This window comes from Labilithrix luteola, from assembly GCF_001263205.1.
GTDB lineage: Bacteria > Myxococcota_A > Polyangia > Polyangiales > Polyangiaceae > Labilithrix > Labilithrix luteola.
In genome coordinates, this window is record NZ_CP012333.1 from 7,041,876 (window position 1) to 7,063,300 (window position 21,425).

At 67.3% G+C, this 21,425-nt stretch carries 22 protein-coding genes; 5 read left to right on the plus strand and 17 right to left on the minus strand.

What is annotated here, in order from left to right; genetic code table 11:
- Positions 1–10 precede the first annotated feature (10 nt).
- The gene (locus AKJ09_RS30460) at positions 11–799 is read right to left on the minus strand and encodes an HTTM domain-containing protein (RefSeq protein ID WP_169928000.1); all 789 of its coding nucleotides are present in this window, start codon (positions 797–799) and stop codon (positions 11–13) included.
- On the minus strand, positions 796–1,146 hold the full coding sequence (locus tag AKJ09_RS30465) for a hypothetical protein (RefSeq protein WP_169928001.1): 351 nt from the start codon (positions 1,144–1,146) through the stop codon (positions 796–798). The genes AKJ09_RS30460 and AKJ09_RS30465 overlap by 4 nt, the downstream gene beginning before the upstream one ends.
- 122 nt (positions 1,147–1,268) lie before the next feature.
- Here AKJ09_RS30465 and AKJ09_RS30470 point away from each other — a divergent pair, with 122 nt between their 5' ends.
- Positions 1,269–1,688, plus strand: a complete 420-nt coding sequence (locus AKJ09_RS30470) for a hypothetical protein (protein WP_146651382.1) — start codon at positions 1,269–1,271, stop codon at positions 1,686–1,688.
- 31 nt (positions 1,689–1,719) lie between these two features.
- Here AKJ09_RS30470 and AKJ09_RS30475 read toward each other — a convergent pair whose 3' ends face one another.
- The 9 genes from AKJ09_RS30475 to AKJ09_RS30515 form a co-directional block, all read right to left on the minus strand.
- On the minus strand, positions 1,720–2,334 hold the full coding sequence (locus tag AKJ09_RS30475) for a hypothetical protein (protein WP_146651383.1): 615 nt from the start codon (positions 2,332–2,334) through the stop codon (positions 1,720–1,722).
- Positions 2,331–3,071 (minus strand): hypothetical protein, encoded by a 741-nt coding sequence (locus AKJ09_RS30480; RefSeq protein ID WP_146651384.1) that lies wholly within the window; start codon positions 3,069–3,071, stop codon positions 2,331–2,333. Before AKJ09_RS30480 ends, AKJ09_RS30475 begins: the two co-directional genes overlap by 4 nt.
- The gene (locus tag AKJ09_RS30485) at positions 3,068–3,619 is read right to left on the minus strand and encodes an RNA polymerase sigma factor (protein WP_146651385.1); all 552 of its coding nucleotides are present in this window, start codon (positions 3,617–3,619) and stop codon (positions 3,068–3,070) included. Before AKJ09_RS30485 ends, AKJ09_RS30480 begins: the two co-directional genes overlap by 4 nt.
- A gap of 129 nt (positions 3,620–3,748) precedes the next feature.
- Positions 3,749–4,879, minus strand: a complete 1,131-nt coding sequence (locus tag AKJ09_RS30490; protein WP_240488637.1) for an endonuclease/exonuclease/phosphatase family protein — start codon at positions 4,877–4,879, stop codon at positions 3,749–3,751.
- A gap of 114 nt (positions 4,880–4,993) precedes the next feature.
- Complete coding sequence (locus AKJ09_RS30495) at positions 4,994–5,524, minus strand: M17 family peptidase N-terminal domain-containing protein (RefSeq protein WP_146651386.1); 531 nt, start codon at positions 5,522–5,524, stop codon at positions 4,994–4,996.
- Positions 5,524–5,946, minus strand: coding sequence for a transcription antitermination factor NusB (gene nusB, locus AKJ09_RS30500; RefSeq protein WP_146651387.1), 423 nt, complete (start codon positions 5,944–5,946; stop codon positions 5,524–5,526). The genes AKJ09_RS30495 and nusB overlap by 1 nt, the downstream gene beginning before the upstream one ends.
- Positions 5,946–6,437: a 6,7-dimethyl-8-ribityllumazine synthase gene (ribH, locus tag AKJ09_RS30505; protein ID WP_146651388.1), complete on the minus strand. Its 492-nt coding sequence runs from the start codon at positions 6,435–6,437 to the stop codon at positions 5,946–5,948. The genes nusB and ribH overlap by 1 nt, the downstream gene beginning before the upstream one ends.
- 22 nt (positions 6,438–6,459) lie before the next feature.
- The gene (gene ribB / locus AKJ09_RS30510) at positions 6,460–7,632 is read right to left on the minus strand and encodes a 3,4-dihydroxy-2-butanone-4-phosphate synthase (protein ID WP_146651389.1); all 1,173 of its coding nucleotides are present in this window, start codon (positions 7,630–7,632) and stop codon (positions 6,460–6,462) included.
- Between the two features lie 26 nt (positions 7,633–7,658).
- Complete coding sequence (locus AKJ09_RS30515; protein WP_146651390.1) at positions 7,659–8,381, minus strand: riboflavin synthase; 723 nt, start codon at positions 8,379–8,381, stop codon at positions 7,659–7,661.
- 161 nt (positions 8,382–8,542) lie between these two features.
- Between AKJ09_RS30515 and AKJ09_RS30520 the strand changes: the two genes are divergently transcribed.
- Complete coding sequence (locus tag AKJ09_RS30520) at positions 8,543–9,268, plus strand: hypothetical protein (protein WP_146651391.1); 726 nt, start codon at positions 8,543–8,545, stop codon at positions 9,266–9,268.
- Here the strand turns inward: AKJ09_RS30520 and AKJ09_RS30525 are convergent.
- From AKJ09_RS30525 to AKJ09_RS30540, 4 genes are read right to left on the minus strand one after another with little or no spacing between them, the layout of a single operon-like run.
- Positions 9,261–9,836: an inorganic diphosphatase gene (locus AKJ09_RS30525; RefSeq protein WP_146651392.1), complete on the minus strand. Its 576-nt coding sequence runs from the start codon at positions 9,834–9,836 to the stop codon at positions 9,261–9,263. The genes AKJ09_RS30520 and AKJ09_RS30525 overlap by 8 nt on opposite strands.
- 25 nt (positions 9,837–9,861) lie before the next feature.
- Positions 9,862–10,467 carry a hypothetical protein gene (locus AKJ09_RS30530; RefSeq protein ID WP_146651393.1) on the minus strand — a complete coding sequence of 202 codons (606 nt, stop codon included), beginning with the start codon at positions 10,465–10,467 and terminating at the stop codon, positions 9,862–9,864.
- Positions 10,468–10,471: 4 nt separating this feature from the next.
- Positions 10,472–11,458, minus strand: coding sequence for a porphobilinogen synthase (gene hemB / locus AKJ09_RS30535; RefSeq protein WP_146651394.1), 987 nt, complete (start codon positions 11,456–11,458; stop codon positions 10,472–10,474).
- A 30-nt stretch (positions 11,459–11,488) separates the two neighbouring features.
- Positions 11,489–12,181 (minus strand): class I SAM-dependent methyltransferase, encoded by a 693-nt coding sequence (locus tag AKJ09_RS30540; RefSeq protein ID WP_146651395.1) that lies wholly within the window; start codon positions 12,179–12,181, stop codon positions 11,489–11,491.
- 177 nt (positions 12,182–12,358) lie between these two features.
- On the opposite strand from AKJ09_RS30540, the gene AKJ09_RS30545 reads away from it, so the two are divergent.
- The 3 genes from AKJ09_RS30545 (at position 12,359) to AKJ09_RS30555 (ending at position 18,088) form a co-directional block, all read left to right on the plus strand.
- On the plus strand, positions 12,359–13,366 hold the full coding sequence (locus AKJ09_RS30545) for an NHL repeat-containing protein (protein ID WP_146651396.1): 1,008 nt from the start codon (positions 12,359–12,361) through the stop codon (positions 13,364–13,366).
- A 20-nt stretch (positions 13,367–13,386) separates the two neighbouring features.
- Positions 13,387–14,919, plus strand: a complete 1,533-nt coding sequence (locus AKJ09_RS30550) for a bifunctional uroporphyrinogen-III C-methyltransferase/uroporphyrinogen-III synthase (RefSeq protein WP_146651397.1) — start codon at positions 13,387–13,389, stop codon at positions 14,917–14,919.
- Between the two features lie 64 nt (positions 14,920–14,983).
- On the plus strand, positions 14,984–18,088 hold the full coding sequence (locus AKJ09_RS30555; protein WP_146651398.1) for a GspE/PulE/PilB domain-containing protein: 3,105 nt from the start codon (positions 14,984–14,986) through the stop codon (positions 18,086–18,088).
- A 21-nt stretch (positions 18,089–18,109) separates the two neighbouring features.
- Here AKJ09_RS30555 and AKJ09_RS30560 read toward each other — a convergent pair whose 3' ends face one another.
- Together AKJ09_RS30560 and aceK are read right to left on the minus strand one after the other, a co-directional pair.
- A complete protein-coding gene (locus tag AKJ09_RS30560) occupies positions 18,110–19,486 on the minus strand; it encodes a hypothetical protein (RefSeq protein ID WP_146651399.1) in 1,377 nt (458 codons plus the stop codon).
- 108 nt (positions 19,487–19,594) lie between these two features.
- Positions 19,595–21,391 carry a bifunctional isocitrate dehydrogenase kinase/phosphatase gene (aceK, locus tag AKJ09_RS30565; protein WP_146651400.1) on the minus strand — a complete coding sequence of 599 codons (1,797 nt, stop codon included), beginning with the start codon at positions 21,389–21,391 and terminating at the stop codon, positions 19,595–19,597.
- Positions 21,392–21,425 lie beyond the last annotated feature (34 nt).

The following is a 21,425-nucleotide window of genomic DNA, read 5'->3' on the forward strand; positions in this document are numbered from 1 at the left end:
GGGCGACACTCTACCGTGCAACGCGCGGCGTCGCTGCACATGCAACGAGCAGCGAGGCCATCACAAGGCCCATCACGTCGGGACGCGCCGCGACTTCGAAGACGCCGTGCATCACGAGCGCTGCGCCGACCGCCCAAAGGCGCGTTCGCCCGAATAGCAGACCTAACCCGATGCCGAGCTCTGCCGACACCGCGGACCAGGCCACGCCGATGCGAAGCCAAGGATGCTCGACGAGGAGACGCGCCGGGCGGGACAACAGCAGGCGATCTTCGGCAAGAAACAAAAGCACCCGCCCATCGAGCCACTCGGCGTGCATCTTCGCGATCGCCGCCCACACGTAAATCGACGCCACGACGATACGCACCAGCGCGAGGCTCGAACGAGCATCGAGCGGTGGATCGGGCCGTAGCGCGAGCATGCTCGTCGCGTCGGTGTTGGCGAGCACGATCGTCCCGAGGAAGAGCGTGTAGAGCGTGAAGATGAAGCCGAGCGGATCTTGCGACATCGCAAGCAGGCCGAGCGCCCCCGCGATCGTCCCGGCGAGACGCGCGCGAACGCCGACGAGGAAGCAGCCCGCGGCAACCGTACGAACGATGGCGGCCGCTCGCTCGACGCCGTCCGGAACGACGCAATCCGCCCAGGCCATGGGCCACGTATCGGTTGGCCAGCCGTACAGGGGACCGTTGACGTGTGCGAGCGGAATGGGGAGCAGGTTCGAAAGCGCGGTCGTGCGAATGACGAGCACTGTCCCGAGCGCGAGGCGTGCGGCACCGAGCAGGTGTTCTCGCGATGCGGTCACGGCGCGCATGTCGCTTGGCCCTTGGATTCGACGACGCCCTTGGCCGTGCGCTCGGTGAGGGCCACGTCGAACTCGGCGAACCCGGGATGTTCGCGGCAGGCAACCTTCGCGACGTCGTCGAGGTGGCGGCGCAAGACGGCGACGTCCGTGCTCCGGCGGAACACTTCGGTACCCATGAGCAGCGCGCGACCGCTCGGAGGAAACGCATGCGCCAGCGAGATGGGAGGAACCGTGAATCGTCCTCCGTTCGCCGTTCGTCCGACGATGGCGACACGAAACTCGACCGACGACGCGTACATCGTGAACGCCGGGCCCACCAGGGGCAGCGCTGCGAACACGGCGGCCATCACCAGGTGTCTACGCAGCATGGCCATCCGGAAAAGACGCGACCGACGACGATCCCATGACAACTTCCCGCTCGACGACCCAGGAGCGAGCTGTGAGAAACACGAGCTCCCGGGAGGACGACATGAAGTTCGGATTCGAACGCGCGGAATCGGCGAAGGGTGGACACGTCGCGCGGTGGGCTATCGCGGGTGCTCTTGCTCTCGTCGTGGCCTGCGGGAGCTCGTCGACCGGCACGGGACAAAGCCCCCTGGAATCTGCGGATGGAGGAAGCGACGGCGGCGGCTCGGACGCGGCCGCGGGCGACGGCGGCGTCACCACCGGGCTGCCGGACGGCGGCGGCAGCGTGGACACGCCCATCCCGACCTGCGGACAGTGCGTACCGCGCGCACCCGAATGCGTCGACGCCGACACGCTCCGCTGGTTCCAGGTGAAATGCGATACGGGCGCCTGCGAGTACATCCCCCAGGACGTGACGTGTGACCGTTCTGCCGATCCGCCGAGCTGCCAGGATGGTCGGTGCCGCATTATCTACGTGCGCTGAACCTGCCGAAGCCGAAGCCGAAACGGCGACCTCAGTGGACGGGGTCGCCGATGAAGCGTTGACCTTCGAGGCGAGCGAGCCGCAAGAGTCGCCCGTCGCCTCGGAGCGTCACGGTCTCCGGGCAGCGGCTCGCCTCGACCTCGAGCGTGATTGTGTTCAGTGCCGTGAAATGGAGATCGATGCGCGCGGGCATGTTCTCGGGGCGCGGATCGAAGATGTCGTAATCGGCTTGATAGGCCGCTTCGGTTCCGCGGACGGCGATGCCGTTCGAATCGAAGCGGAGGAAGAAGACCCGGCAGCCAGGGACGAACTCCATGCCGACGGCGTCGTCGGGGCCGAGGTGATCTCCGCAGAACACCCATCGCCCGGCCGTTGCGGCCATGACCGAAGCCTTGGTGTCGAGCGGGTACGTGCCCGTCGGGTAGCTATCACAATAGCCCTCACAGCTGCCGGCGCGTAGCGCCTTCAGCTCCGCGTCGATCCAATCTCCGCAGCCATAGGCGGCGACGAGCGATGCATCGGGCACCGTGCGAAGCTCCGCACGGCCCTCGTTGCCGGTTGGCCCCAGATCGATGTGACGCGTTTCGCAGGCGCTCGCCACGGCACCCACGACACCTGCGCAGAGAAGCACGGCGAAGGCTCTCATCGTTCTCCCTCGGTCGACGCCAGGACGGCGGGCAGGAGAATGCTCTTCGGATAGCTCTGACGGAAGCGATTCGCGCGTGCGCGAGCTTCGTCGACCCGCTGACTCTGGACGAGCGCTTGGATGGCAATGGCCTCGCGCTCCTCGGCGAGCTCCCCCTTCGGAAACTGCCGCGCGTGCTCGTCGCATGACGCCATCGCATCCGCGCCGTTCGAGCGTCCGAGCGCGGTTCGAGCAACGGCAAGGAGGCGTCGCTCGGCGGCGAGGTTTCCGCTCGATTTCTCGGCCATCACCGCATTCGTCGCGGCCCGAGCGACCACCGTAGACGGTGCAGGCGAGGGCAAGGCGGCGATGGCGCCGACGGTCACGGTCGCGCTCTGGATCTCGCTCGGAGCAGGCGCTTCCGGCGCGACCGCGGGCAGCTGTACGTCACTTCGAATTTCGACCGGTACCGTTTGCACGATGGTCTTCGGCGCCGGCGCTGTGAGTCTCCCGGCTCCCACGCCTACGATCAGCGCGGCGGCCACCGCCCACCACGGTGCCCTGCTCCACGAGGCGAGCGTGGCGACCTGCGAAGGCGCCGAGACACTGCCTCCTCCTCCCGGCGGGACCACGGGCGGCACGAGGCGCGCACGCAGGCGCGCGGCCGCATCGGAAGGCGGCGCTTCGAGCGCGCGAACACTCGCGAGGAGGTCCACGACGTCGTCCGGCATGGGCGGAACCTTGTCGTCGACGTTCATGGCATCTCCCTTCCTTGTCGCGTCAGGCGCCGGACGGCCGCCACGAATTCCTCGCGCGCCACGCGCAGGCGCGAATAGCCCGTATGGAGCGGGATCCCGAGAGCCGCCGTGATCTCGCTCATCGGCACCTCGTCGAGCTCGTGCAGAACGAAGACGGCGCGTCGATCCACCTCGATGCCCTCCAGCGCATGGAGCACGAGGCGCTCGCGTTCGACCGCAGCGAGGGCGCCTTCGGGCGAGGAGGTCGTCGCGACAGGCTCGTCGTCGCCGAGGAGGTCCGTCTTATGCCGGGCGAGGCGCCGGTAGTCGGCGGCGAAGCGCACCGCGAACGCGAAGAGCCACGGCCGAATCGGTTGCGACGTGTCGCACTCCGACAGCCGCTTGAGCACCTGCAAGAAGAGCTCGTGGGCCACGTCTTCGAGGTCCCGAGGGGCCACCCCGAGGCGCTTGAGCGACGTCCAGACGTACGGAAGCTGCGCTTCGAAGATCGCCTCGAAGCGGACAGCGACGTCTTGATCGCGATCGTGGGACGTAGCGGCGGCAGTCATGACCCTGCGACCGTTACCTGGGCTCAGGTCGGCCGAATTGTCGAGAAAACTAGCCGACCGCCGCCGAAACGCACGTTGCCTTGGAAAAATGGCCCGACGGCGGCGCTTCCACGGAACGCTCCCTGCCGGTCAGGGCAGCTGGAAATCCCGAACGACGGCCATGTGATCCATCCCGGTGGCCGCACTGTCGCTCGCCAGGACGGGCGCCACTTCGGAGAGCGGTCTGTACACGCGACTATCGAACACCAGGCCGTTCGGATACGAGCTTGCGCCGAGGACGGTGGTGACGCGTTTGGCCGCCAAGGTCGAGTCGACGTACACGGCGTCATACGGCTTCGTTCGACTCGCATTCGTGCCGGCGCTGGCGTTCTGATCGGCCGGGTGGGGCCCTGAGGTGACGACGAGCTGGCCGAGCGTCGTCAGGCACGCCTCGGAGCGACTGTCCGTGTTGAAGTCACCGCCGATGACCACGTAGTCGCCGGCGCCGATCACGCTCCGGAGGCTCGTCACGAGCGCGCTCGCTTCGGTGTTTCGCACGCCCGAGCTGCTGGTGAGCAGGTGCACACTCACCGCCCACAAGGGATGGTCGCCCGGCACGGCGATCTTCGCGTAGACGAAGCTTCGGTTCGATACCTGCGGATCAGTCCACTTGCCCGAGGCGAGGATCGGATAACGCGAGACGACGCCGTTCGGAATCTGGGCCGCGGGTTCGGCGTAGTAATTGTAATCTGCACCGAACGCGGTGGTGACGAACGACCGGAGATCGACGTCCGAGTTCGATTTGTAATTGAAGTTCTGGACGAGCGCGATGTCGGGATGAAGGCCCTGGAAGATGCGGATGCCTTCGCCCGGGTCATAGGACTGGGCATTGCCCGTCGTCAGATTGCCCGCGAGGATACGGATGGTTTTGGGGCCCGCGTCGGCGTCCGCACCGGCATCCGCGTCGGCGTCCGCACCGGCATCCGCGTCGGCGTCCGCACCGGCATCCGCGTCGGCGTCCGCACCGGCATCCGCATCCGCGTCCGCACCGGCATCCACATCCGTATCCGCGTCTGCATCCGTTTCTGGCTCCGCGTCCGCGTCCGCGTCGGGGCGATCGGTGGGCGTGGCGTCGTGTTCGGACGGGCTCGCGTCGTTCGACGTCGGGATGGAGGCGTCGGGCCCCGGAGCAACGTTCGAGGAGTCGCCGCAGGCGAGGAAGGTGTTGAGGGCGAGGAGCGGGAGGAGCGGGAAGAGACGCCGATACTTCGAGGGCACCACGACCCGCGCTTTAGCCCACCCGAGCGGTCGAATCGATCGACTCGCGCACGCTCGGAGCGATTCGAGACGAGGAAGTGCGAGCGTTCACGCGCTGCGAAACGCGATGGCCGAGCTTCAGCCGTGGTGCTGCGAGCGGCGCGCGCTTCGTCGGCGTTCGCCGGCGAACTTCTCGATGCGACGCTGGCTCTCGGGATCTTCGACGAGGGCGAGGGCGTCGTGGACGTCGTCGCGCGCGAGATCGAGCAAGATTTCCGTGGCGCGATCGACGTCGAAGGTTCCGTCGCCGCGACCGGGCAGCTCGACCACGGCCTTCTTGACCGACAGACCGGCGAGCGTGTCGAGGACGCGTTCGAGCACGCGCCGGAACACGGCTTCATCGAAGCTCGCACGCACGCCGAGCCCCGCGACCAGGACCTTGTCGAACGGCAGGCGTGGGCGCGCGGGAACGGCGAGGACCTCGCCCACGTCACCCACGAGAAAGCCATCGCGCGCGAGGCGGCTCAGGCGGCCAGACAAGCGCCAGTCGAGCAGGCCGGAGAGGCCGCCGAGCGGGCGCTCGTCTTTGTAGATGCAGCCGACGACCACCTCGGCGCTCACCTCGTCGAGGCGCCGCAAATCGGGCGCGACGAAGCGAAGGTCGAGCATCAGCGCGCGTCCGTGCGTCCGAGATCGCTCGCGATGCGGTCGAGCACACCGTTGACGAATCCGCTCGATTCGTCGGTGCCGAACGACTTCGCGAGCTCCACGGCTTCGTCGATGATGACGGCGCGCGGAACGTCCTTCTTGAACATCAGCTCCCACGTGCCGAGACGAAGGAGGTTGCGGTCGACGCGCGACATGCGCTCGAGGCGCCAGTTCTGCGAGGCCGAGGTGATCTTCTTGTCGATCTCGGGGAGGTGATCGGCCACGCCGTGCACGATGGCATCGGCGTAGGCGCGGCCTTCCGGATCGGCGTCTTCGAAGGTGCGCCAGAAGAGCGACACGGTCTGGTCGGCGCTGACCGCCGAGGCCTCGAGCTGGAAGAGCATCTGCAGGGCGGCTTCACGCCCTGAACGACGAGCGCCCATCAGAAGCCTGCGCCTTCGAACGCGCGTTCGAGCGACACCATCTCGATGGCGCCGATCGTCGCGTCCCAACCTTTGTTGCCCGCCTTGGTGCCGGCGCGTTCGACGGCCTGCTCGATGGTGTCCGTGGTGAGGACGCCGAACGAGATCGGCAGCGAGTGCGCGAGCGAGATCGTGGCGATGCCCTTCGAGACTTCGCCGGCGACGTAGTCGAAGTGCGGGGTGGAGCCACGGATGACCGCGGCGAGCGCGATGATGGCGTCGACCTTGCGCGACTTGGCGAGGCGCTGGACGGCGACGGGGATCTCCCAGGCACCGGGCACGCGCACGATGGTGACGTTCGCGTCTTCGGCGCCGTGGCGCGCGAGAGCATCGATCGCGCCTTCGACGAGGCGATCGACGATGAAGTGATTGAAGCGGCTAGCGACGATGCCGAACTTCGCCCCCTTGGGGACGATGAGGTTTCCTTCGACAGCGCGGGGCGTAAAGGCCATGTCGTTCTCCTGACGGTCTAGATCAATCGGCCTTTTTGCCGAGGGGGAGGCTGCCTACCACGGAGAGACCGAAGCCCGACAGGCCGGCGATCTTGCGCGGGCTGTTCGTGAGCAGGCGGATTTCGTGCAGGCCGAGGTCCGCGAGGATCTGTGCGCCGATGCCGAACTCGCGCAGCGGGCTGTCGGCGCTCTCGTTGTTGGGCGGCGTGAGCGAGATGCCGTCGGCGATGAAACCGAGCTCGTTCAGCTCGATGGAGGGCGTCTTGCGGGGCGGCAGATACACGATGACGCCGCGGCCCGCGGCCTCGATCTGACGGATCGCCTCGCGCAGGTTGCGGCCGCCTTCACGCGGGGTGGAGGCGAACACGTCGCCGAAGGTCGAACCCGAGTGCATGCGGCAGAGGACGGGCTCCTTGCCCCGTGCCTCGAGATCGCCCTTGGTGAGGGCGATGAACTGACGCGCGTCGGTGGACGTCTCGTAGACGGTGGCGCTCCACTCCGACGAGGTCTCGTCGAGCTTCACGATGCCTTGCGAGACGCGGCGAACGAGGCCCTCGGTCTGCAGGCGGTACTGGATCAGGTCGGCGATGGTGACGATGCGAAGGCCATGCTTCTTGCCGAAGACCTCGAGGTCCGGCATGCGGGCCATCGAGCCATCGTCGTTCATGATCTCGCAGATGACGCCGGCCGGCTCGAGCCCGGCGAGGCGCGCGAGGTCGACGGAGCCTTCCGTCTGACCCGTGCGAACGAGGACGCCGCCCTTGCGTGCGCGGAGCGGGAAGACGTGGCCCGGCGTGACGAGCTCCTCCGGCTTGCAGCTCGGGTTGGCTGCCACGCGGATCGTGTGCGCGCGGTCCGCGGCGCTGATGCCGGTGGTGACGCCGTGACGTGCCTCGATGCTCACCGTGAAGGCCGTTCCGAGCGAAGGACCCGACCGGCCCGGCGCTGCCATCATCGGCAGGTTGAGCTGGTGGATCTGCTCTTCGGTCATCGTGAGACAGATGAGGCCGCGACCGTGCGTGGCCATGAAGTTGATGGCCTCCGGCGTGACGAACTGGGCGGCCATGGTGAGGTCGCCTTCGTTCTCCCGGTCCTCGTCGTCGACGAGGATGACCATTTTGCCCGCACGGATGTCGGCGATAGCGCCGTTCACGCGCTCGAGAAGCTTCGGTTCGATGTTGAGAGCAGGGGACATGCGTGAATCGCCAAAAAAAGTGTAGGTTACATGTAGCCGGAGCGCTTCAGGCGATCGAGCCACGCCGCGTCGGACGCTGCGTGATCGTTCCCCCCACCTGCCTGTCCAGTTGTCTGGAGAATGCGCGCCACGTAGCGAGCGAGCAGATCGACTTCGAGATTCACCTTCGCGCCCACCGACAGCACGTCGAGCGAGGTTTTCTCGCGCGTGTGTGGGATGATCATGACGTCGAATCCGTCGCTCGAGACGCCATTGACCGTGAGGCTCACGCCGTTCACGCAGATCGAGCCCTTCGGCGCGATGTATCGCATGAGCTCGGGCGGAGGTTGAAAGGTGACTTTTACGGCCGCGCCGTCGGGGGCCTTGGCGGCGATGCGCCCGACGCCGTCGACGTGGCCACTGACGATGTGGCCGCCCATGCGCCCACCGAGCGGGACCGCACGCTCGAGGTTGACGGTGGCCCCGGTCGAGAGCTCTCCGAGGGTGGTCTTCGCCAACGTCTCGGCCGAGGCATCGGCCTCGAATACGCTCGGGGTGCCGGGACCGCCTGGGGTCACGATCGACGCGACGGTCAGGCACACGCCATCGACCGCGATCGATTCGCCGAGCACGAGGGGCTCATGACCGATGGTCGGGGTGGCCGTCAGGCCGAAATCCCCCTCGACAACGAGACGGGCGTCGCGGGTGTTTCCTGTCCCACCCGATCGGCGGACAAGCTTTCCCTTGGATTCGACCAAACCCGTGAACATGCCACGCTCTAGGTAGTGAAGGATCGCCGCAGCGTCAAAGGCAAGCCTCGGGGAGGCCAATTCCGCCCCTTCAGCAGGTTCGGCGATGCGGAGCTGAACGGCCGCCCGACCAGCTTGGACCGGCCTCAAGTAGGGCCTTTCACGGGCGAAGCCATCCGGGCATGATGAAGATGTCCATGGTGGACTACCCGTCGAGGCCGAGTCAGAAGGGGCGGGGTCGCGGTCGCCGGGCCTGGCTGACGGGCTTACTTTCGGGCGGGCTCGTCGGCTTCGGCGTCACCCTGGCAGCCGGCCTCGTCGCCACGCTCGGAGCCTGCGGTCCGAGTTTCCAGGCCATCTACGAGGGCAACGCGCGTTTCGAGCATTGCTACGCGCTCGAAGAGAATCCGCAGGTCCTCATGCACGACAAGGCCGAGTGCTGGCGGGATTGGTCCGAGCACTACACCTACGGTCAAACGCGCGACCGCGTGCAGTACGCCATCGCCCGCTACGTGGCCCTCTCGCAGGCGCCGAACGTTCCGACCGACGAGGCCATGATGATGGCCGCCCCCGGCGTCACCCCGCGTTTGACCACGATCACCGCGCCGGCTCCGACCAACGCGTTTGCGCCGCCTCCCAAGACGCTCGGCGAGATGCTCCCCGACGCGGGCTCGCCCATGCGACCGAACGAAACGCCCACGATCGTCTACGGCAGCCCGCACAACTTCGATCCCGACGCTTCGACCACGCCGCTGCCCTCGGGCCGCTGCACCGACCAGTGCGGTGACGAATATCGCGCCTGCGGACGTCAGTGCGTGAAGAGCGATGCGGGCGTGCGCGCCGTGGGCACGCCCTGCACGTCTTGCGAGACTACCTACAACGCGTGCATGCGCGCGTGCTTCAAGTAGTCGGGGCTTCGTGCGCCGCCGGGACCACCGCGCGCTTCGGTAGAATCACGTCGCGATAACAGGTCAGGCTCGCGCGGATCACCTTCGCGGCCTCCCAGGGGCCGAGCAGCTCGTCGACCTCGACCTGCTTGTGCTCGAGTGTCTTGTAATCCTCGAAGAAGCGGCGAAGCTCGAGGAGCGTGTGCTGCGGCACCTCGCGGATGTGCGTGTACTGGTTGTACGCGGGGTCATCGAGGTGCACGGCGATGATCTTGTCGTCGAGCCCTTTTTCGTCGCGCATCTGCATGAGGCCGATGGCGCGCGCGCGCATGATGCACATCGGCACGACGGGCTCCTGGCAGAGCACGAGGATGTCGAGCGGATCGCCGTCGTCGCAATAGGTGCGAGGGATGAAGCCGTAGTTCGCCGGGTAATGGACCGCGCTGAAGAGGATGCGGTCGACCTTGAGAAGCCCGGTGTCCTTGTCGAGCTCGTACTTGACCTTCGAGCCCTTCGGGATCTCGATGAAGGCCGTGATGCTCTCGTCGATGGGCTCGTCGCAGGCGATGTCGTGCCAGGGATGTGTCATCGGAACTGCTCCACTTCAGCCGTGCTCAAATCCCATCATCGGCATCGGCGTCCGATGCGTCGACGGCATTGTCGTCCGCCCCCGAGTCTGCAAGGCCCATGTTGGTGACCGAGTCGGTTGCGCTCGTGGTCGAGGCATCGCCGTTGGGTACTGGCGCGGTCGGAACCGGCGCAGCTTGCACCACCACGCGAAGGAAGTAGTCGGCGCAGGTGCCGTTCTTCACGGTGAGCACTCCATTGGTCGCGCCGGAGAGCTCGGTGAGGTTACCGCCACCGATCGTGAAGTTGCCGAATTCGTGAAGCGGATCCGACTGAGCGCTCAGATACGGGAGGATGATCTGAGGGGGCCGATTGCCGAGCGCGCGCAGGTCGAACTGATACATGCGCTGCTTGGGGAACGGGAGCCACGGACCATCGATGGGGTTCGACTCCCACGTGTCCACATTGAGCAGATGGCCCTGCCCCGCAACGGCGCCGTACTGCACGATCTCGCCGTCGCAATTGTGGCCGTAGCAGCCCGGCGCGAGGGCGGCACCGGCGCTCACCGCCAGCCAGAAAAACGCCAGCGTCAGTACGCGCTTGCGCGTTGTCCGCCCCGTTCGGCTCGCGGGCTCTCGTTCGGTCGTGGTCACTCCATCACCCGAGCAGCTCGGCCGCTTCCAGTGCGTGGTACGTCAGGATGAAGTCTGCGCCCGCACGGCGGATCGAGGTGAGCACCTCCATCATCGCGCGCTTGTAATCGATCATTCCGCGCTCGGCCGCGGCGTGAAGCATCGCGTACTCGCCCGACACGTTGTACGCGCCGAGCGGCAGGTTCGAAGCCTTGCGAACGTCGCGAATGACGTCGAGGTAGCTGAGGGCAGGCTTCACCATCAGCATGTCGGCGCCTTCCGCCTCGTCGAGCGCCGCTTCGCGGAGCGCCTCGCGCGCGTTGCCCGGATCCATCTGGTAGCCGGCGCGATCGCCGAACTTCGGCGCGCAGTCGGCGGCCTCGCGGAAGGGGCCGTAGAAGCCGCTCGCGTACTTGACCGCGTAGCTGAGGAGCGTGGTGTTCGTGAACCCTTCGCTGTCGAGCGCCGTGCGAATCGCGGCGACGCGACCGTCCATCATGTCGCTCGGCGCGACGACGTCGGCACCGGCCTTGGCGAACAGGACGCTCATCTTGGAGAGCTGCTCGAGCGTGGCGTCGTTGTCGACCTCCCACTCGCCGTCGCGACGCTGGCGGAGGATCCCGCAGTGGCCGTGGTCGGTGTATTCGTCGACGCAAACGTCGGCCATGACGACGAGGTCAGGCACGGCGGCCTTCATCTCGGCAATGGCGCGCGGAACGGGCCCGTCGGGATCGAGGCCGGAGTTGCCGCGCTCGTCTTTCGTCTTCGGCAGACCGAAGAGAATGACCGACGAGACGCCGCGCTCCTTGATCGACTTGGCGAGCTCGCGTGCCGCGCTGAGCGGCTGCTGGCTCACGCCGGGCATCGTGGAGATGGGGCGTGGCGCGTCGAGCGCCGCGTTGAAGAACATCGGGTAGACGAAGTCCTTCGGCGACAGCGTGGTCTCGCGAACGAGGGCGCGCAGTTCGGGGGTGGCACGGAGACGGCGGGGGCGGATGGTCGGGAAACCCATCGGCGCGCACTGTAGCAGAGAGTCGGAGCGCTAGCGCGATGCGGTGGTCGATTCGTTCGAAGCCTGCATGAGCTCGAGAATCCTGGTCATTCGTGTTGGCGCAGACTCGAGCTCGAGGGGCGTCGGCACGTCGTAACGGGCGAGCTCGTGAACGTTGCGAGGGACATAGAGCCGAGCCGGATCGCCCGTGACCACGCGTACGCCGCTCGCCACCACGTTGCTCAGCCATGCGGCAAAGCGCTCCGAGGCGGCGCGCTCGTACCAGACGTCACCGGCGAGCAAGACGTCGATGCCTTCGAGCGACGTTCCGACGACGTCGGTGCACGCGGCCTCGAACGCGACGCGGTTCGCTTCGGCGTTGAGACGACACGCGGCCTCGGCGAGGGGATCGACGTCCACCGCGCGCACCGTGCTCGCCCCCGCGCGAACGGCGGCGATGGCGACGAGGCCGCTGCCGCTTCCGAAGTCGAGCACGCGCTTGCCCCTCACGGCCTCGGGATGATCGAGCACCCAGCGAGCGAGGCCTTGCCCGCCTGCCCAGGGCACGCTCCAGAAGGGAACGTCGAGGCCGCGCGCACCGAGCCACTCGCCGGTGGCCTGCCACAGCGGCGTCACCTCGGTGGCCGTGAAGATCGAGAGCTCGGGGACGAAGGGGACGGCGGCGAGCGCCGTATTCGCGCGAACGAAGGCGAGGCGCTGGTCGAGGGGGACGGAAAACGTCAACGCGGCGCGAGTCTAGCCCCGACCCGTGGCGACGTCAGGGCGGGACCCGTTAATAATCGCACACGGCTCGGGCAGCGCTGGTTCCGCGAGCAGGCCGGAAAAAGTCGACGGAAGTGCGTTTGAGACGGCGCCTTCGGCCTTGAGATCGGGCGCTAGGCGCGTCACCCTAGGGGACCGATGAAACGCCGCGTTGCAAGCCGTTTGGTACCTGTTCGGCGCGCGGCGTTCTTGTTGCTGCTCGTCGCGTGCGGAAGTCGAACCGGGCTCTTCGTCGACGGCAGCGGTGAAGAGGACAACTTGCCCGGGGTCGACGCCGGTCGTGACGGCAACGTCGTTCCCCCGAAGGACGCCGGACGCGACTCGCACATCGAGCCCGACGCGCTTCCGCCGATCGACGCCACGCCCCCGCGCGATGCCAACCGGACGGACTGCCCCGACGCCGAGGCCACGCTCGTCTACCTCATCACCTCGGCCAACGAGCTCTACAGCTTCGATCCCGGCAGCGTGGCGATGAAGAAGATCGGCAACATCGCTTGCCCGGCGAACCCCGGCGCGACGCCCTTTTCGATGGCCGTCGATCGCAAGGGCATCGCCTATATCTTGTTCTCCGATCGCGGCGCGGGCGTCGACGACGGCCGGCTCTTCCGCGTGAGCACCGCCAACGCGGCGTGCATCTCGACGTCGTTCGTTCCGAACCAGCATGGCTTCCTGCGCTTCGGTATGGGCTTCGCGGCGAACACGGTGGGCCCCACCGAAACGCTCTACGTTGCCGGGTCCGAGCAAGACAACGGCGCCACCGGCCTCGCGCGCATCGATATCCCGTCGTTCAAGCTCTCCAAGGTCGGCAACTTCCGCCCCGACATCGGCAATGCCGAGCTCACCGGCACGGGCGACGGCCGCCTCTACGGCTTCTACGCCGACAACACGTCCTCGCCTGCCTTCATCGGCGAGATCGATACGCAGACCGGTCACATCGTCGGCCAGACGCAGATGAAGACGGTCACGCTCGGCAACGGCTGGGCCTTCGCCTTCTGGGGCGGCGACTTCTACATGTTCACGTCGCCTGGCGGCGGTTTCTCGACGATCACGCGCTACCGGCCGAGCGACAACACCGAGGCGGTCGTCGGCTCGGTTCCGACCGTCGTGGTGGGTGCGGGCGTTTCGACGTGCGCTCCCGCCCAATGAGCGGTTGAATCGCGCGTGCGATGAAGGGAAAGGTCACGTTCGTTGGAGCAGGCTGCGGAGATCCGCGCCTTCTCACGTTGCGCGCTGCCGAGGTTCTCGCCGAGGCGGACTTCGTGCTCTTCGATGCCGACGTGCATCCCGACATCCTCGGGCGTCTTCCGGAGGGCACCACGCGCCTGCCGATCACGCCGGCGATGACGCTCGAGCGCATCTCCACCATGCTCGTCGCCGAGGCGCGGGCCGAGCGTCGTGCGGTGCGTCTCGCCTGGGGTGACGCGCTGCTCTTCGGCCATGGCGATGTCGAGGTCGCGTCGGTCGCGCGCCACGGCATTCCTGTCGAGGTGGTTCCGGGCATCGGTCCCTTCGTAGCCGTGAGCGCATTTTCGGGCACGCCCCTCACGCGCTCGACCGATGCCTCGCCGAGCTTCGCCGCCGTGAGCGTCACGCGCGGCCACGAGTCGTTCCACGACTGGCAAAAGCTCGCCACGGCGACCGACACGCTGGCCATCCTCTGCGACGCCGCGAGTCTCGCCGAGACGTCACGATCTCTCGCATTTTACGGGCGATCACCGTCCGATCGCGTGACGGTCATCGAGGGCGTTTCGCTGCCTTCCCAGCGCGTGACCGAGACGGCGCTCGGTGACGTGCCGCTCTTGCCGACTCCGCGCACGGCGCGCGTCATCCTGGTCGTGGGGGAGGGCGCGGCGCGCATGCCCGACCTCGCGTGGTTCGAGAAGCTCTCGCTCTTCGGTAAACGCATCCTGGTGACACGAGCGAGGGAGCAGGCGGGCGCGGCGGCGGCGCTCTTGCGTGAGCGCGGTGCCGATCCGGTGGTGATGCCCACCATCGAGATCCATCCGCCGAGCGATCCGGCCCCCATGATCGAAGCGGCGGCGACGCTCGGCGAGCGCAACGGCTGGGTCGTCTTCACGAGCGCGAATGGCGTCGAGCGGATGGTTGCCGAGCTCCGCCGTCAGGGCAAAGACGCGCGCGCGTTCGGTCGAGCGAAGATCGCCGCCGTCGGTCCGGGCACGGCGGCTGCGCTCGATCGGGCGGGGCTCCTTGCCGATCTGATTGCCAAAGACCATCGAGGCGAGGGCCTCGCCGATGAGCTTCTCGCGGCGCTCGGCGCAGGAGCCGGAGCCGGAGACGCTCGCCCCCGCATCCTCGTCGCTCGCGCGGAGGTCGCTCGAGACGTCCTGCCCGACGCCCTTCGCGCGGCCGGCTACGAGGTCGACGTCGTTTCGGTCTACAAAACCAGGTCCCCGCCGCGTGCGCTGCTCGATGGACTCGCGGCGCTGCTCGAGGCGGGCGAGGTCGACGCGGTCACGTTCACGTCGTCGAGCACCGTCACCCACCTCTGTGACGCCCTCGAAGGCCGCGCTGTCGAGCTTCTGGCAAAGACCACCGTGGCCAGCATCGGCCCTATCACGACCGACACAGCACGGGCGCGCGGACTCCGGGTGGATGTGGTCGCCGCCCAGTCCACGATCCCAGGGCTCGTCGCCGCTCTCGAAGAGCATTTCGCGAAGAACTCATCGAAGTCCTCGTAAACCCGAGTAACCCGACATTTGACTATCCGGGCAGGCCTTGCGACGCTACTCGCGCGGGCACGCCATGCATCTGAGTTCCCTCATCGTCCAGCGCGAGATCGCGTCGATCCGCGAGGTCGAAGAGGCGCTCGCCCGCCAGGTCCTCTACGGCGGCGACCTCGTCACCAACTTGCTCGAGGTCGCCGAGGTGCGGGAGGCCGCGCTCATGCCCGTCGTGGCGGAGGTTCTCGGACTTCCGCCGGCGCCGACGGGCGAGCTGCCCAAGGCGGCCGAGGAGGCGCAGCGTCTCATCGCGGCAGAAGTCGCCGGCGGTCACAACCTCGCACCGCTCTCGGTCGATCGGCACGGGCTCGTCATCGCCGTCGCGGAACCGCTCTCGGCCGAAGCCGAGCAGGAGCTCGCGTTCGCGCTCGCCTTGCCGATCACGCAGCGGGTCGCTCCGCTCGTGCGCATTCGGCAGGCGCTCCAGCGTGATTACGGCATTCCGCTCGATCGCCGCTTCCATCGTTTGCTTTCGCGTCTCCTGGGGGAGGGCGGGGCAGTGCGACATGGTTCGTTTGCTCCTCCGCCTCTTGGTCCAACGCCCGACGTGAAGCTCTCTCCTCGTCCGCCGAGCAACGTGCCCGCCGCCCCGCCGTCGAAGATCTCCGAACCCGTGCGCCCTGCTTCGTTTGCCGATGGAGGGCCGAAGACGCTCGTTCGCGAGGCCGAAGCTCCGCCCGCGCGTCCCCTCAAGCGACGTCGTGGTCCGCTCACCTCCGAGGTGGCCTTCGCCGAGCTCGACGAGGCGATCGAGCGCGACACCATCTTCGATCTCGTCTTCGAGTTCGCGCGCCAGTACTTCGATTACACGGTTCTCTTTACCGTCCACGGAGATATCGCCGAAGGTCGCGATGCGTGGGGTGCGGGCGCCTCGCGCGATCGCGTCGCGCGCATCGGCGTGCCGCTCGATCTGCCCGGCATTCTCGCGATGACGCGCGAGCAGAAGCTGCCGATCACGAAGCGTCCTGCGCCCGACGGGCTCGATTCCGTCCTCATGAACGATCTGGCGCGCCCCGGCGAAACCGAGTGCCTGGTCGTGCCGGTCATCGTGCGCACGCGCATCGTCGCGCTCGTCTTTGGAGACGGCGGCGCCGACGGCGTCGATCCCACGAGCGCCATCGCCATCCGCAAGGTGGTCGACAAGGCCGCCTCGGCCTTCGAACGCGTCATCGTTCGCAGGAAGCTGAAAGGCGGCGCGGCGCAAGGCGGCATGAGCGGTCGCCCGGCCGCAATCTCGCAGGCGCCGCCCACCGACACCACGCCCTCGGCTGCGCCGCCCGGGAAGTTCCCGCCCAAAGAGCGTCCCTCGGTCGAAGAGCTCGCCGCGCCCGTGCGCGAGCTGATGAACGATCCGTTGCTCGGCCAAGCCATCTCGATGGAAGAGGCGGCCGCGCGTGATGCCGCCGCGCGCGCGGTGACGGTTCCGCCGGAGTCGCCTCGGGTGGACCTCATGTTGCGCGGCAAGACGGACAATCCGCCGCCGCCCGAGAACATCCTCGCCGTTCGCCGTCCTTCGGGGCGGCCCATTCCGCGCGAAGAGCCGGAGTCGCACGCGAACATGGCGGCGGTGAAGCCGCCGTATCAGCGCACGAAGACGGGCTCGATGCAGCGTCAGGCAGCGCCTCCGCTCGAGTTCGCCGTCGGTCGCCCGCGCGTTCCTTCGTTCGGTGGTGATGCTTTCGGCGTCGACGGCACCGAGGCGGCGCTCTTCGCGGAGATCCAGGGCGCTCCGCCCACGCAGGTCGATCCGCTCGTGCCGCCTTCGCCGGCGCCCACGGCGGTGATTCGTGCCGATGCCGTTCGACCCGCACCGCTCGACACGGCGAGCCCGTCGTATGGAGCCGTCTTCGATCCCGACGCGACTCCCATCGCGCCGCCCGTCGTCGATCCGGATCAGACTCCGATCGCCGGCTCGGTGCTTCCTCTCGGCGAGCCGCCGGTCTCCGTCCCGACGGACCGCACGTTCCCCTCGTGGCCGCTGTCTCGCACGCTCTCGTCGCCGAGCCCCGACTCGCGTGCGCCCACGCCCGTACCGGTGACTCAGCCCGAGCCTCCTGCGCCGGCTCCCGTCTCCGCTCCAGCGACGCCTCCTGCGCCGGTCGAAGCCGCGCCTGCGCCGGCGCCATCTTCGCGCTCGGTCAGTGACTCGGGCCGAGCGATGCCGCCTTCGGAGCAGCAGATCAGCGTGGCGGCGCATCGTCCGCCGTCGCCGCGCGGCGCGCTTCGTGCGCTTCCGTCGGTCATCGTCGACGTGGCAAGCGAGTATGTCGCCATCGTCGATCGCGTTCTGTCGGAGAACGACGACGAGGCCGAGGCGCAGCTCATGCGCGCCGGCAGCCATGCGATTCCGGCCATCATGGCGCGCTTCCCGGGCCCGCTGACGGTGGAGCCGGAGCGCCTCACCGAAGGTTCGCTTCCGCGCGTGAGCGAGTGCGGTCCGGTGCTTCGCCTCGTGGCCAGCCAGCGTCGTACGGCGCTTCCGTCGATTCTCGCGCTGGTCGAAGATCCCGACGTCGAGAAGCGCTTCTGGGCGACGTACATGCTGAGCGAGCTCGTCTACCCCGACTCGATCGACCCCGCGATTCATCGCGTCTTCGACGAGGAAGCGCGCATTCGCCGCGTCGCACGCGTGGCGTGCAAGGCTCTCGCCGAGACGCTGGCCGGCCCGGTGGTGGAGCGCCTCGAAGCGGCGGCTTCGCATGCGGGCGCTCCGCGTTCGCGACGTCTTCTGGCCATCGAAGCGCTCGGCGAAACGCGCGAGGTCTCGGCTGTGACGTCGCTCATGCCGCTCCTCGACGACGCGCAGACCGAAATCGCCCACGAGGCTCGCAAGGCTCTCGTGCTCATCACTCGCCAAGACTTCGGCGACAACGGTCCGAAGTGGGAAGCGTGGTGGGAGAAGAACAAAGACCGCGAACGTCTCGAGTGGCTCATCGACGCCCTCATGAACGATCAGGCGCTCCTGCGTGCCGCCGCGGGCGAAGAGCTCAAGACGATCACGAAGGAATACTTCGGCTACTACGACGACCTTCCCAAGCGCGAACGCGAGCGCGCCCAGGCTCGCTACCGCGAATGGTGGAACAACGTCGGTCGCGTCCGCTTCAGCCGCGGTACGCGTCGCGGCTGATCTCGGTGGAGCGGTAACGCTCTAGCGACCCGTCGAGAGGCGAACGCGCCAATCGGCGGGGAGATCGAGGAAGCCGTCGTTGTAGAGCATGTCGTAGACGGCGTCGCACACGACCTCGCAGACTTCGCTGAAGATGACCGGATCGGCGACGAAGCGGATGGTCTCGTCGCGGAACTGGCCGCGATCTTCGCGAACGCGCGCGAGCATGGCGTCTTCGACGAAGGGAACGAGGCGCTGCAGGAAGCGGCGCTCGAAGGCCTGGCGGAAGACGGCGAAGCTGCTCGCGCTGATCTTGTAGCCGGCGCCTTCGCGAGCGTCGGCGAGGCGCGCTTCCTTCACCACTTCCCACGAGAGCTCACCGAGCTCGGGCGGCAGCTCCTCGGTGAAGAACGCGGTCAGGACCTCGTTCAAGATCTTCACGAGCACGTTGAGCTCGGGAGTCGTGCGCGCGAGGAAGTTGTTCTGCAGCTCCTTGACCATCCAGTCGAAGCGTTCGCGGGCGCGCGTGCGAATGACGTCGTTCGTGTACTGGTAGGAATCGAGCTGCGCGATGATCTGCTCCTGCGAGCGAAGCAGCGCGTGGTAGACGGCCTGCTCGGCGAAGCGCATCGCCTTGGCTTCGTTTTGCGAGCCGCGGATCTTGTCGTGCAGCTCGCTCTCGAAGAACACGCGCGCGAAGCGCTTGCTCACTTCGCCGAGCTTTCGCTCGATGAGCGTGGCGAGCTTGCCCTTGCGGAAGACGCGCCCGAGCATCTCTTTGAGGCTTTGAATCAGCTCGATTTCGAGCTGCGAGCGATCTCCCGTGGGCGGCGGACGGCTGCCGGGCCCACGCGCGCGCGCCGCGGCCTGGAGGTCCTGCAGCTCGCGAACGACTTGCGCGGTGACGGCGTCGAGCTCGGGGCTCGTCTCGAGTTCCGCCTTGTAGTGGACGACCTTCGCTTGCAGCTGCTCGTCGCGTAGCGCGAGCGCGATGTCGGCGAGGGTCATCTTCGCGGCGGTGGACATGAAGCCGTCGGCGGTGGGCATGGGCCCACTCGACGCACTGCGATGCGAGCCGCTGCGCGGTTGCTCGACGCTCGGCGGGCGCGGAACGCTAGGCGGAACGGGCGGCGGCACTGCACGCGAGCTCGGCGGCGGCGGAGGCACGGCCGCTTGCGAGCTCGGCGGCGGAGGGAACATGCCACGAGAGCTCAGGGGAGGCGGAGCACTGCGCGGCGGGAGCGGAGGCGGAGTGGCGCGCGAGCTCGGCGGCGGAGGCACGTTGCTTCGCGAAGCGGGGCTCGAAGGAACCGGACGCGGAATGGACGGAGGGGCCGGAGGAGCCGCCGGGGGGCCGGCCGTGTGCGGAGCTCCCGCGCCCGTACGTGATGCCGGGTCGTTCGGATCGTTCGCCGCCATGATGCCAGATGATACTTGCATTCTGCCGGTTAGGCAGTCGATCTGGCGTCTCACTCACCTCGAGCACCGGGAGCCGGGCGATGCGGGCAACGTGCGCTCGCGCTGCGCTCACGGGCCGGGCGCGACGCGCGATGCCGCGCTTGCCGGCAGCGTCGTCGAGTCGTGCCCTTGCTCTTCTTTGTCGCCGTAGCGCACGCAGAAGCGAAGCTCGCGGGCGTACGGAAACAGGTCTTCCTGCACGCCTTCGCGGAGGCGGTGTTGCTGGGCCGCCCACGTGCTGGCGAGCGCGAGGTCGCCGTGCTCTTCGAGGAACATCTCGCGCAGCGGGCCGGCGGGAAAGAGAAAGGTCGGAAACTGCTCCGGGAACACGTCGCGTGGATCGACCGCGTACCACGGCTCGCTCGCCATCTCGTCGTCCTCGTTGCGAGGCTTGGGCAAGCTGCGGAAGCGGCAATCGGTGAGCGTGGTGAGCTCGTCGTAGTCGTAGAAGACGATGCGTCCGTAGCGCGTGACGCCGAAGTTCTTGAGCAGCAGATCGCCCGGAAAGATGTCTGCTCCCGCGAGATCTTTCAGCGCCGTGCCGTAATCGCGGATGGCGAGGCGCGTGTGGGCTTCGTCGGCGTCGCGCAAGTACACGTCGAGGGGCACGAGGCGCCGCTCCGTGTAGAGGTGCTCGATGATGATCTGATCGCCATCGCACTCGACCGACGAGGGCGCGAGCCGCTGCAGCTCTTCGATGAGCGCGGGATCGAAGCGCTCGCGAGGGAAGGCCACGTGCGCGTATTCGAGCGTGTCGGCCATGCGTCCCACGCGGTCGTGCCTTTTGACGTACAGATAGCGCTCTTCGACGGTCTTCCGATCAGTGTCCTTCGGCGGCGCGAACCAGTCGCGAATGACTTTGAAGACGTGCGGGAAGGAGGGCAGGGTGAAGACGAGCATCACCATTCCCTTGGTTCCCTGCGCGATCGCGAACTGGTCGGTGGAGTGTTTGAGATGGTGCTGCAGGTCGCGAAAGAAGATGGTCTTGCCCTGCTTTTGCAGGCCCACCATCGTGTAGAGCTCGTGCTTCGGTTTGTTCGGAAGCAGCGTCTGCAAGAATGCGACGAAGGCCGAGGGCACTTCCATGTCGACCATGAAGTACGCGCGGCCGAGGCTGAAGATGCGCCCGATGTCGCTCGTCTCGAAGAGCAGTGTGTCGACGTAGACCTGCCCGATGTCGTCTTTGAGCAAAGGCACGACGAACGGCACGAGCTGCGTTCCATTCACCACGCGCCCCACCACGTAGGCCGCCTTGTTTCGAAAGAAGAGCGAGCGCAAGACCTGCAATTGGTAATTGGGCCTGCGCTCCCATCCCTGCGGATACCGCTCGGCGATGGCCTGCAGGATTCGCTCGATGTCGCGCGGCAAATCCTGGAATGGGTTCTTCAGATCGAAGCTGCGTAGAATCTCGAGGAACGTCTCGCGCAGCTCGTTGTCACGTGGGTAGTAACAGCGATAGGTGGGCTCGGTGCCGTCGAGATGTTCGGTGGATATCGCCGGCCGATCGAAGATGTATTCGTTTCGGTAATACTGCCGATCGAGCACGCGCCGCGCGACGGAGTTGAAGAACGTCTCGGCGCACTCGGGCTGTTTGTGTTCGTAGAGCAGGTCGATGTACGCGCGTTTGATCTTCGGCCAGAGCGTCTCTTCGCGCCCGGCGGTCGGAAAGCTCTCCTCGACGGCGGCCACGGCCTCCTCGACGCGCTCGTCGTACATGTCGATCCGCTCGAGCGACGCCGCCCTCGCGCCCGCCCAATCGGCGAGCTCGTAGCGCTCTTTGGCGGTCACGCTGGTCGCGCGGAACAAGCGGTAGTGCTTGTCGAAGCCGTCGAGGATCGTCTGCGCGATTTCAATGCTGAGCTTCATTCGCGTCCCCGAGGGGAAGGGGACAGGCGGAAGG

What these genes read in the sequence shown, in the direction of transcription:
- AKJ09_RS30465 (WP_169928001.1), bottom strand. Translation starts at nt 1,146, where the DNA reads ATGGCCGCCGTGTTCGCAGCGCTGCCCCTGGTGGGCCCGGCGTTCACG.
- AKJ09_RS30470 (WP_146651382.1), top strand. Translation starts at nt 1,269, where the DNA reads ATGAAGTTCGGATTCGAACGCGCGGAATCGGCGAAGGGTGGACACGTC.
- AKJ09_RS30475 (WP_146651383.1), bottom strand. Translation starts at nt 2,334, where the DNA reads ATGAGAGCCTTCGCCGTGCTTCTCTGCGCAGGTGTCGTGGGTGCCGTG.
- AKJ09_RS30480 (WP_146651384.1), bottom strand. Translation starts at nt 3,071, where the DNA reads ATGAACGTCGACGACAAGGTTCCGCCCATGCCGGACGACGTCGTGGAC.
- AKJ09_RS30485 (WP_146651385.1), bottom strand. Translation starts at nt 3,619, where the DNA reads ATGACTGCCGCCGCTACGTCCCACGATCGCGATCAAGACGTCGCTGTC.
- AKJ09_RS30495 (WP_146651386.1), bottom strand. Translation starts at nt 5,524, where the DNA reads ATGCTCGACCTTCGCTTCGTCGCGCCCGATTTGCGGCGCCTCGACGAG.
- nusB (WP_146651387.1), bottom strand. Translation starts at nt 5,946, where the DNA reads ATGGGCGCTCGTCGTTCAGGGCGTGAAGCCGCCCTGCAGATGCTCTTC.
- ribH (WP_146651388.1), bottom strand. Translation starts at nt 6,437, where the DNA reads ATGGCCTTTACGCCCCGCGCTGTCGAAGGAAACCTCATCGTCCCCAAG.
- ribB (WP_146651389.1), bottom strand. Translation starts at nt 7,632, where the DNA reads ATGTCCCCTGCTCTCAACATCGAACCGAAGCTTCTCGAGCGCGTGAAC.
- AKJ09_RS30515 (WP_146651390.1), bottom strand. Translation starts at nt 8,381, where the DNA reads ATGTTCACGGGTTTGGTCGAATCCAAGGGAAAGCTTGTCCGCCGATCG.
- AKJ09_RS30520 (WP_146651391.1), top strand. Translation starts at nt 8,543, where the DNA reads ATGATGAAGATGTCCATGGTGGACTACCCGTCGAGGCCGAGTCAGAAG.
- AKJ09_RS30525 (WP_146651392.1), bottom strand. Translation starts at nt 9,836, where the DNA reads ATGACACATCCCTGGCACGACATCGCCTGCGACGAGCCCATCGACGAG.
- hemB (WP_146651394.1), bottom strand. Translation starts at nt 11,458, where the DNA reads ATGGGTTTCCCGACCATCCGCCCCCGCCGTCTCCGTGCCACCCCCGAA.
- AKJ09_RS30545 (WP_146651396.1), top strand. Translation starts at nt 12,359, where the DNA reads ATGAAACGCCGCGTTGCAAGCCGTTTGGTACCTGTTCGGCGCGCGGCG.
- AKJ09_RS30550 (WP_146651397.1), top strand. Translation starts at nt 13,387, where the DNA reads ATGAAGGGAAAGGTCACGTTCGTTGGAGCAGGCTGCGGAGATCCGCGC.
- AKJ09_RS30555 (WP_146651398.1), top strand. Translation starts at nt 14,984, where the DNA reads ATGCATCTGAGTTCCCTCATCGTCCAGCGCGAGATCGCGTCGATCCGC.
- AKJ09_RS30560 (WP_146651399.1), bottom strand. Translation starts at nt 19,486, where the DNA reads ATGGCGGCGAACGATCCGAACGACCCGGCATCACGTACGGGCGCGGGA.
- aceK (WP_146651400.1), bottom strand. Translation starts at nt 21,391, where the DNA reads ATGAAGCTCAGCATTGAAATCGCGCAGACGATCCTCGACGGCTTCGAC.